Origin of the sequence: Maribacter arcticus, from assembly GCF_900167935.1 — a bacterium.
GTDB lineage: Bacteria > Bacteroidota > Bacteroidia > Flavobacteriales > Flavobacteriaceae > Maribacter > Maribacter arcticus.
Window position 1 is genome coordinate 1 of the sequence record NZ_FUYL01000021.1, and the last position, 1,527, is coordinate 1,527.

Sequence of the window (1,527 nt, forward strand, 5' to 3'; positions counted from 1 at the left end):
CCTTTAGTTTAAAGCTCTCGCTATAACGTCTTACATATCCATCATTTTTATACATATACTTGAAGTGTTTTGTATACATATTTCAGGACGGGTCATTATTAAGTACAACGTGTTAGTGTATGATTAGTTGCGGGTTTAAGCACTTTACTTAGCAAATACAAACCGAGTAAAAAATCCACGAGGATTTTTGAAAGTAGCTGGTACTAGCAATTAATTTATACGGTGTTGGCATTAGTTTTTTGCAAATTCAATTAACTGTTTGAAATTACCATTATCAGCTTCTCTTAAGGCTTTTATATATTGATTTCTTGTTTCGTTAGCTTTAACCATATTTGATTGATGCCAAGAAAATATTTCATTACCAAATATTGATTCCATAATAATGTCAGCCATCATTCTAGAGTGTCTTCCATTTCCATTTGGAAAACAATGAATGGATACTATACGATGTTTAAATCTTATAGCTATTTCTTCAGGCGAAAAAGTTTTGTTTTCTATCCAATATTTAGTGTCGTCAAGTAAATTTTTTAATTCAATCTCAATTTGCGTCCACGGAATTCCAATATTCTTTTCAGTCTTTCTAAATTGGCCTGCCCATTTCCATACATCACTATACATTCTTTTGTGCAAGTTTTTAATAAACTTTTCGGTTAAAATATTTTCAGGCTTTAATTTTGAATGAATAGTCCATTCGACAGCTTTCTCAATGTTCAATTGCTCAAATTCATCTAGTTCTCCTTGAGTGGTAATTGACTTTATCTTAAGACCTTCTTTTTCTTCTTCGTCTAATGGTGTTTGGCCGTCATTATAATTGAATTCTAATCCCATAATGACTTTCTCATCTCTCGTTTTATTTCATCAGCAAGCTCCTTTATGGTTCTGGTTATCTTTTCATCTCCAATTCCTTGGTCCTCTAATTTCATATTTTGATTGGTCCTTAAAACAATTTTTCGAGCCAGTTTTTCGGCCTTTAAGTTGATTAGACTTTCAATGGTGCCATCTTTAGGAATAAAACCATAGACAAATTTCATATTTAAAGCATTACCAACGCCCTTTAATTTATTGAGGGTTATCTGACCTGTAGCTTCACGTTCCTCGATTTTTTGAATAGCTCCTTGAGTCAAGTCAAGTTTGGTTCCTAATTGGTCTCTCGTCATATTAAGAGTGGTTCTGATAGTATTTACCCATCCTTTTTGTGGTACCAGGACCATTCCTGCATCTTTAAAATTAGCCAGTTTTTGGTCTAGTTGTTCTATGAGTAGTTTTTTCTTGTTTCTCATTTATTAACATTTTATACATATAAGTATGTAAATTAAAACAAAAGTATACAAATACGTATAAATAAACAAACAAAAGAATACGTATATGTATTATTTTGTGAAAATAATCATATAAATATGTATGATAAATTTTATCTAAAAGGTTCTGATTTAAATGTCACGTCCTAAAATACGGCTACAGATTAATATTATTTTTAAGCGGCATATTGATGCACGTAATTAGGTGTTTTATAATCTAAAGATAAAT

At 30.9% G+C, this 1,527-nt stretch carries 2 protein-coding genes; both read right to left on the reverse strand.

Going from position 1 to position 1,527, the window contains the following annotated elements:
* Window positions 1-231 precede the first annotated feature (231 nt).
* Window positions 232-828, reverse strand: coding sequence for a mobile mystery protein B (locus tag B5X55_RS18595; protein ID WP_079514712.1), 597 nt, complete (start codon window positions 826-828; stop codon window positions 232-234).
* Complete coding sequence (locus tag B5X55_RS18600; protein ID WP_079514714.1) at window positions 819-1,280, reverse strand: mobile mystery protein A; 462 nt, start codon at window positions 1,278-1,280, stop codon at window positions 819-821. The genes B5X55_RS18595 and B5X55_RS18600 overlap by 10 nt, the downstream gene beginning before the upstream one ends.
* Between the last annotated feature and the right edge of the window lie 247 nt (window positions 1,281-1,527).

Coding starts and splice junctions, on each gene's coding strand:
- B5X55_RS18595 (WP_079514712.1), bottom strand. CDS start 828: ATGGGATTAGAATTCAATTATAATGACGGCCAAACACCATTAGACGAA.
- B5X55_RS18600 (WP_079514714.1), bottom strand. CDS start 1,280: ATGAGAAACAAGAAAAAACTACTCATAGAACAACTAGACCAAAAACTG.